A 7882-nucleotide genomic window follows, 5' to 3' on the forward strand; every position below is an offset into this window, starting at 1 on the left:
CGGCTCGCCGCACAACATGTGGCCGCAAACCACGGCTGAGATTCGCTCCCCGTGCTCGCCACAGCCGATCATCATTGGCGCAGAAGCGGTCATATGTATTTGCAGGGGCCTAACGTTGAAGCTGAGCCGCGAGCGGCGGCCTGCCGACGCGAGTCGGCTCGAGCGACAGGTTAGGCATCGCTCGTCCCTTCAATCGGACCAGCAAGCTCACGACGCGCGCTTTGCTTTTCCGAGCGTTTCTCGTTGCGCCTGACCGCATCTTTGATCTTTCTCGTAACGGCACGCTTTGAACCTGCGCGCTCGTTGCCCTTGAAGATTTCTGCGTTGAAGCCGTACTTCGCAAAGAGCAGATCGAAGTCCATCTGAAGTTTCACATAGGCGGCCGAGCGCATGATCCGCTCAGCATCCTCAAGGGAGCACGGCGTCGGGATGAGCGCGCTCTTGGCATGAGCCAGCTGCCTCATCTTGCGAAGATCGTTGTCGCGCTCCGAATGGCTCATGCGATGCCTAACGTTGAAGCTGAGCCGCGAGCGGCGGCTTGCCGACGCGAGTCGGCTCGAGCGACAGGTTAGGCTTCGGAGGGTTGAACATGCGAGACACGGAAGAAGCGGAATTTGACATGCACTCACGTACCGAGCGCTGAGTAGATGACGAATGCGCCTGCAGCAAAGCCGACAACGCCTGCAGGGCGAAAGACAGCCTTGAACGATGCGGATCGAACCGCAAAAGCGCGATGGCGAGAGGAACCAGCCAATAGCAAAAACGCGCCGACAGCTACAAGGGCATAGCCAGCGAAAACGAACACAGGCGGATGCAGAGTCTGCCCTGCGAAGAAGACAAGCGCGCCGCCTGCAAGAACTCGCGTAAGGATCTCGGCGACGTGAAAGTAGGGCTTCTGGGCGAAAGCCAGGATTCCGGCTGCCCATGCGTTCGGGCTAACCATCATCAGGAAGCTCAGGGACATCGTCAGCAAACCGATGGCAGCGATGGCATACATGTGTATTTCCGAAGCCTAACGTTGAAGCTGAGCCGCGAGCGGCGGCCTGCCGACGCGAGTCGGCTCGAGCGACTGGTTAGGCCGCATCTTTCTTTGCGGCACTGATGCCAACGACGTGCAGATACATAGCCCTCATCCCGAAGAGAAGTAGAAACTGCATCCATACGACAAAAAGCGAGATCGCCGCAGCGGACCGGAGACCGCTTTCGGCAGCGTCAAAGACCGCCATCCCGATGAGCATGGAAAGCAGAAAAAGCGTCAGCGCGAATCGCTTCTTCGTCCCTACGGCAGAGGCCGTCCACTGCACTGGATCGCTAAATATCGACATCACTATCTCTCCCAAACTCGTGGAATTGTGGCCTAACGTTGAAGCTGAGCCGCGAGCGGCGGCTTGCCGACGCGAGTCGGCTCGAGCGACTGGTTAGGTTGCACTTTTCGCCTCCAACCAGAATGCAAGGGAAGCTCGACCAAGTTGCTCGTCAAGTGAGTCCCATGCAAAGCCCGCGTTGCGGATGAGAAGCCCAAGGTCTTCAACCAAGTCCCGCATTGCGCCTATAGCAACCTTCATGTCGGACCATTTGATCCCTAAGGTGCCAATGTCCAAGAATTGGTACTTATCGGCTACAAGCATCACCTCTGTATGTGCAGAGACCTTGTCTCGAATGGTCAGAAACGCCGACAAGTAGCCCATGTTGGAAAGGTCGGTCCAGTTCGCCCTGACTCGGCTCAAGATCTCATCAAACTGAGTGCGACGCTCCGCTTGCTCACCCAGCTCAATGCGCCTTAGCGCCTCGATGATCTCGGGATCAGTTTCTGTCTCGGCTGATGGGATCACCCAAAGCGAAAAGCGATCCCTCAGCTCGCGGCACAGCGCTGCGTCCTCTAGCGCCGCAACCAGGCTCTTGATGCTCGGCGTTCGCTTGTCGGAATCTAGGGTGAGCTTTGCGATGTCTTGAGCGCACGAGAGAAACAGCGAATGCCTCAGGGTGAGGAAGCCTCGCGCTTGCTTGCCTGAGCCTCGAAGCTTTGGAATCTCCGAATCAAAGAGCATCGGATCAAGAAGCGAATAGCGCTCCGTAAGGCGGATGAATGCATCCAGCAAATGGCTTGCGTGTGCTTCGAGCTTCTCGATTCTCGACGGCATGTCTTTGTGCAACCTAACGTTGAAGCTGAGCCGCGAGCGGCGGCTTGCCGACGCGAGTCGGCTCGAGCGACTGGTTAGGCCGCATTCTCGATGTAGGCGACAAGGCCATCAATGAGGCAGGTAAGCTCGGACGGAAAGTACTGGACCACAGCTTCGCTGTTCGGGGCTCCGAGTGATAGCCAGACCTCCCCAAGCTCTGTCTGTTCCTTCAGACTGTAGTTCTCGTACAGCTCATAGTGATACCGGGCGCGCTCAAAGACGAACTGATACCAGACCAGCTTCTCTTCGATGTTCGTTAGGTCTGCATGCCCAGGCATCCGCACCGACGCGACATTCAAGACCTCGGTGCGCACATAGCCGGGGAGACCGCGCCACAGCTTCTTGTAGTTGTGCGATTCCTTCGGCTCTTGCCCAGAGACCAGGAGTGCGCACTTCAAGAGTATTTCGAATCCGAGGATTCGGATGATTGCTTGGGAGTCAGAGCGCGTGTCTAGGGAGCGCGCAAGGATATCGGCGTCATGCAGCCGGTCCTTGGCTTCATTGAACATGCGCAGAACGCGATCGTTCATGTGCGGCCTAACGATGAAGGTAAGGGGCGGCCCACGGCGGCACGGCCTGCGCAAGGCGGACCACCGGCACCCGCCGTGGGACGTCCCGCTTGACCGGCAGGTTGTGCAGAGCCACTTCGAAGCATCGGCGGTAGCGAACGCGGGACGCCAACCGGAGCAACACCCACGTGGCAGACGGCTGGGGCGCCTGGCTGGTTCTTGACCATGCGGCCCGGCGCGCAAAGAGAACGATGCCGCGCCCAACCTTGGCCACGCGGCCACGACGATTGGCGCCACTTGGACCAGCAGCGGCGACCGAACTGTGCCAAGCCGCGCCACAAAGAGAACTGCGGCCTAGGCAATTGGCCGAGCGCTGCTCACGCGTAAGACGAACCATCCTCACTTGGACTCCCGGCAGCCAGATGCACAACGGTGAAGGTAAGGGGCGGACCACGGCGGCACTGCCTGCGCAAGGCGGACCAACGGCGCCCGCCGTGGGACGTCCCGCTTGACCGGCAGGTTGTGCAGAGCCACTTCGAAGGCACGGCCGCTGCGAGCGCGAGATGCCAAACGAAGCCACACCCACGTGGCAGACGGCTGAGGCGACAGGCTGGTACTTGAACATGCGGGCCGTCCGCGCAGAGAGAAGCGAATGACGCCCGGCTTGGCCACACGGCCAAGAACTCTGGTGCCATGCGGCGCAGCGACGGCGATCGAGCTGCGCCAGGCCGCGCCACAAGCAGAACCTGTGCCTTGGCAAACGGCCAGCTGGATTTGACGCGAGCGACGAACCATCCTCACTTGGACTCCGGGCAGCCTGATGCACAACGTTGTAGCTGAGCCGCGAGCGGCGGCTTGCCGACGCGAGTCGGCTCGAGCGACTGGTTAGGCTGCATCTTCGTCTTGGCGAGCTGGGCTGTACCAGGTTGGATTTTCCGAAAATCCATTCCAGAAGATGGCAATTGCCTCACATGAGACGCACTTGAACAAGTGCTTGAATCGCTTGTAAAGATCATCAGAGTCCAGTGACTGCGACAGCCCTGCATACTCAACGTCTGAGATCAAGAGGCTTTCGTTCGGGTTGGGAATTGCACCACTCGTATGGGCAAATCCATCGCAATACGGGCATGCGTACTTGGCCATTGCTGCCTAACGTTGAAGCTGAGCCGCGAGCGGCGGCTTGCCGACGCGAGTCGGCTCGAGCGACAGGTTAGCCATCATGGGCCTCCGCAAGCACCTTGAGCGCGAGAAACCCGAAGGATTGCCCCGTGCGCCGCTGCCCGGACTCCACGGCCATCGATGACGTGACATCAAGGAACCGTTCAACTTCTTGTAGTTCACCACTCTCGCGCGAGAGTGAAACTTGAAACTCAATGAACCTTCTCGCTGAAGTTAGCCAGAGCCCGGCCACAAGTTGGCCTCCTTGATCTGGAATCTCCGTAAGGCGAACAAGCAATCCGGAATCTGCGTCCATCCGATTCGCCCGAAGGATGGCGTGGAGCCAAGCGAACCCAGCTGCGCCTAGGGAGAATTTCTCCGCCGCCGCACGAATCCCGGCCTCGACTGAAGCGTTCTGCTGTTGGACGCTGCGCTGCATTGACATGATGGCTAACGTTGAAGCTGAGCCGCGAGTGGCGGCTTGCCGACGCGAGTCGGCTCGAGCGACTGGTTAGGCGTCATTTTGCGCAAAACTTAGAGGCGATGGTTCGAGTCATCGCCTTGCGGTAATGCTCCTTTCGGAGCGAAGGATTCGCTTGCACATGCTCAACGAAAGCACCAGCCATTTCTGAAACTGAAACACGCTGAATGCAGGTCGAACTCTCAATAACCTTCGAGACACGAGGCGCCATATCCTTCATCTGAACGCGCTCAACGCTAGTCCGAACTTGCGGGTCAAACTTGTATGTGTCGAGAGCCCCCTTTGCAACGCCCTCAATGAAGCCGTCCAAATAGACCTTCACGATTAGGTTGCAGGAAAGTCGATCAGCCTTGTCTCCGGAGGTGCACAGCCGCTCAAGGTCTTCCGCTTGCAGTGTTTGAGCAGCGGCTCCGATTGGCGCGGCCAAAAGGAACCCGAGCAATTTCGATTTCATCCGTAACAAGAGCGCTTCTCCCATGAATGCACGCGTGATTTGACGCCTAACGTTGAAGCTGAGCCGCGAGCGGCGGCCTGCCGACGCGAGTCGGCTCGAGCGACAGGTTAGGGCTCATTGCGCCCACCCCACTCACGAAGAACCGCGAGCTCCCTTTCATGGCCTGGCCAAAGGAGCACATGGTATCGATCTGCCCCCTCCAGCCCATCGTGAGACAGGTTGCGAAGCCCCGCGTATAGAACTGCAACTTCGTACTGTCCTGGCGGAACCTGCCAGTCCAGAACGGGACCACCAGTGCATTCATGGACTTGCAGATGACCGCTCGGTAAGAAGAGTGAACCTGCCACGATGTGATCCCACATGTCTAGATCCAAGCTCGGCGCGACATCGTATAGAGCGACCTCGACAGGAACCGACGTGTTCCGGACCGGGCAAACAACAAAGACGTTCTCCGCCACCTTGGCACGACGAGCCACATCTTCATCGGACCAATCTTCCGGGGCGGGTGGATTGATGCCCCCGTCCTGAACATAGAACTGGTTGTAGTCAGCAAAGACCTTCACATCCTCAGGGCGTTGGCACGGCATTTCCGATGAGCCCTAACGTTGAAGCTGAGCCGCGAGCGGCGGCTTGCCGACGCGAGTCGGCTCGAGCGACTGGTTAGCCGTCATTTCAGAGTGGGGATTTGAGGCGACCAGCATCGTATTCTTGCAGGGCAATTGATACGCTGAAAGCTAGCAAGTTCGGTTGAGAGGCCAGCTCCGCAAGTACTGGGCGTACTGAGCTATGCCCAAGGAAGAGAAGCTGCGTTGCCACCCAAGACCGGACATAAGGCGATGGGTCCGCAACAAGCGCTTCAAACGCCAAGTTCCCACGATCGCCGCGCCGAACCAGTTCTCCGTAAGCCGAGCGCATGCGGGAATAGAGCTCGGCATCGCCCTTCCCAGCCGTCCCGTCGCCCTTTGCAATTGCGGCTGTTCTAAATCTCTCGATGAGTGCGGGTACGTCCATGACGGCTAACGCTTGAGCTAACCGGCGCGGAACAGATTGGCGCCGGTAGGGCCAGAATGAAATGACGGCCCGGACGGCGGCAAGCTGTGTAGCGTCCGGTTGAGTGAATGGTTAGGCCTTGCCGGCATTGACGTGAAAGTGCTACTGGACAAAGCCCTGCTCCTTGTAGCTAGCGTAGCCGGCTTTGACAAGCAACGAGAGCTCCTTGAATAGTTCTGGCTCTGGCGCTCTGAAATTGAAGCACGACTTGCCTTGCATTCGGGCTTTGAGTTCGGGTGACGCAGAGCCCAGAAGTTCGGGCTGCACGTACACCGGCATGAGATGGAAGCTGACGTATGACTTCTTAATCTGGACGGCGCCGAAGAACAGGGGCTTCTTGTTCTTCTGAATGTGATGAGTATCGATGTACAACTCTTTATCGTCGTCCCGAACGGCAGCAAGCTTGTCGGCGTAGGGCGCCAGGATCTTGCGAAGCTCGGCAAATGCAGGGGCTAGATCTGGCATTTGAGTTCCTAAGGCCGTGGGTAGTCGGACATTTTGAGTGCGAGGCCTAACGATGAAGCTAAGCCGCGAGCGGCGGCTTGCCGACGCGAGTCGGCTTGAGCGGCAGGTTGTACCGAGCCGCCTCGAAGCGCCCGCCGTGGCGAGTGCCAGGTGCTAAACGGAGCCACACCCACGTGGCAGAAGCCCGAGGCGACAGGCCGGCGCTTAACCATGCGGGCCGCCGCGCAAAGAGGACGACGCGCCGACCGACCTTGGCCACACGGCCACGACCACTGGCACCACGAGGACCAACGGAAGCGACCGAGCTGCGCCAAGCCGCGCCGCAAAGAGAACTTGTGCCTTCGCAAACGGCCAACTGGATTTGACGCGAACGACGAACCATCCTCACTTGGCCTTCCCTAAGCCTGCGGTACAACGTTGAAGCTGAGCCGCGAGCGGCGGCCTGCCGACGCGAGTCGGCTCGAGCGACTGGTTAGACCACGGGCCAGCCACCTGCTCGCGGATTGTGCCCAGCACTTGCACCAGCTTCTCTCGCTTTCGAGGCGATTTGAGCTCAGCAGGCAACCGACTCAACCAATGGCTGTTTGGGCCTACCGGCAACTTCCGACGTAAAGCTAGCTGCCGCGAGGTGGGAAGCGGCTTGCGCGACAGAACCTCAATGAAGTGGTCCAACTGAGCCAATGCGCTGAATTGAAGTTCGTGAGACTCGAACTCCACGCGGAGGACTGCATAGCCGAGATGAGGAATTGCAACTGGAGCAGGAGGGTCGCAGGCTTCGCTCGTTCCAGGAACGGGCACGTGCACCCAGAACGCTACAGGCGCAGTTCGCCAGTCTTTCTCATACGTGAAATGGAACGCTGGCTTCATTTCGAGTGGTCTAACGTTGAAGCTGAGCCGCGAGCGGCGGCCTGCCGACGCGAGTCGGCTCGAGCGACTGGTTAGGCCTCACTGCCACCACAAGCTACCCACCGCTGCAAGGACGATACCGAGCGCTGCGAAAACACGCACGAGCAATGAATGTGTGACCTCGTGCAGCATGTTGCCCTTGAACGTCTCTCGCGGCGGGGAAAACTGCAGAAATGCTCCTAGAGCCGCAAGAAACGCGCCTACCGCGCTTGCAATCTTGCCCCAATCTGCCGGGAATGCCGGGTTGACTTTCCCTAGCGCGATCGCAATTACCAGGGCGGCCAGACCAAGAATCGCCGTTCGAGTGGTTGCCTTTGCAATGGAGCCTCTGAGCGACGCGAAATCACCTTCAGCGGCGGTCAGCGTATCCGAAACCCAGTTTGGCCCAGGGAATGTCCCGGCATTGAAGTTCTGCGCCAATTGCTCTGACTGAAGCTCGGCGGCCAAGTTGTGCGGAAGCACAAGACTCAGATATCGGCCGCGACTCATCATGCAACCGAGTGCCTCCAGTCTTCCTGCATAGCGCGGTGAAATCGCGGGCATTGTATTGAGGCCTAACGTTGAAGCTGAGCCGCGAGCGGCGGCCTGCCGACGCGAGTCGGCTCGAGCGACAGGTTAGGCTGCACTCTTGCTCCGACCGCTAGTGCTAGCGGAGAACCGCTTGCTGCCAATGCCAATC

8 protein-coding genes are annotated in these 7882 nt (G+C 59.0%); all 8 read right to left on the reverse strand.

From position 1 onward, the window contains the following. Positions 1–170: 170 nt before the first annotated feature. The 8 genes from V3596_RS21680 to V3596_RS21715 all read right to left on the reverse strand — a co-directional run bounded on the left by V3596_RS21680 (position 171) and on the right by V3596_RS21715 (position 7692). The gene (locus V3596_RS21680) at positions 171–500 is read right to left on the reverse strand and encodes a hypothetical protein (RefSeq protein ID WP_334279914.1); all 330 of its coding nucleotides are present in this window, start codon (positions 498–500) and stop codon (positions 171–173) included. Positions 501–625: 125 nt separating this feature from the next. Then, positions 626–997, reverse strand: a complete 372-nt coding sequence (locus V3596_RS21685) for a hypothetical protein (RefSeq protein ID WP_334279915.1) — start codon at positions 995–997, stop codon at positions 626–628. Positions 998–1073: 76 nt separating this feature from the next. Further along, positions 1074–1325: a hypothetical protein gene (locus tag V3596_RS21690; RefSeq protein WP_334279916.1), complete on the reverse strand. Its 252-nt coding sequence runs from the start codon at positions 1323–1325 to the stop codon at positions 1074–1076. Positions 1326–1418: 93 nt separating this feature from the next. After that, positions 1419–2141 (reverse strand): AbiU2 domain-containing protein, encoded by a 723-nt coding sequence (locus V3596_RS21695; RefSeq protein ID WP_334279917.1) that lies wholly within the window; start codon positions 2139–2141, stop codon positions 1419–1421. 74 nt (positions 2142–2215) lie between these two features. Further along, the gene (locus tag V3596_RS21700; protein ID WP_334279918.1) at positions 2216–2710 is read right to left on the reverse strand and encodes a hypothetical protein; all 495 of its coding nucleotides are present in this window, start codon (positions 2708–2710) and stop codon (positions 2216–2218) included. A 1655-nt stretch (positions 2711–4365) separates the two neighbouring features. Next, positions 4366–4806 (reverse strand): hypothetical protein, encoded by a 441-nt coding sequence (locus tag V3596_RS21705; protein ID WP_334279919.1) that lies wholly within the window; start codon positions 4804–4806, stop codon positions 4366–4368. Positions 4807–5934: 1128 nt separating this feature from the next. Further along, positions 5935–6297 carry a hypothetical protein gene (locus V3596_RS21710; RefSeq protein WP_334279920.1) on the reverse strand — a complete coding sequence of 121 codons (363 nt, stop codon included), beginning with the start codon at positions 6295–6297 and terminating at the stop codon, positions 5935–5937. A 945-nt stretch (positions 6298–7242) separates the two neighbouring features. Next, entirely contained in the window at positions 7243–7692 is a 450-nt protein-coding gene (locus V3596_RS21715; RefSeq protein ID WP_334279921.1) for a hypothetical protein, read from the reverse strand. Positions 7693–7882: the final 190 nt, after the last annotated feature.

The organism is Roseateles microcysteis, from assembly GCF_036880965.1.
Lineage (GTDB): Bacteria > Pseudomonadota > Gammaproteobacteria > Burkholderiales > Burkholderiaceae_C > JAUASW01.